General features: G+C 45.0%; 1 pseudogene. It reads left to right on the top strand.

The features are described 5' to 3' along the window. Positions 1–200: pseudogene (locus CVN76_RS01990) on the top strand (hypothetical protein); the annotation flags it as partial. Positions 201–404 lie beyond the last annotated feature (204 nt).

Here is a 404-nt window from a genome sequence, read left to right as displayed (position 1 = left end):
ACGATAATATCAGCGATAAGGCTCAAATGCCAGAACAAAAAGAAGCTGCCCAGATTGCAGGCATGTTGGAGGGTGCTTTCAACGAAAACCTATTTCTTGAAAGAGGTATTGAACTGGAGTCTATTGCAAGGACAATCGGTGCTGAATTTACGAAATATGCAAATAACCCAAATTCTTATGTAGATTCAGACGACGAGTAAGGTTTTTTTTAGAAATCAGGCGCTCTTACAGATGGCAGAGCGCCTTTTAACTATGGAGGTGATCCGGTGAAGACACTTGAAGAAATGCGCGAATTTATTGCGCTGTGCAAGGCGGAAAGGGGCGGTACTGAGCTTCCCCCACGTAGGCAAACGACGGAACAGGATCGAGCGACTGTTAATCGTATTGATGAAGCTATCCGTCCG

It is taken from the genome of Bacillus sp. mrc49 (genome assembly GCF_002803435.1).
This window is presented reverse-complemented; position numbering and strand designations above follow the sequence as displayed.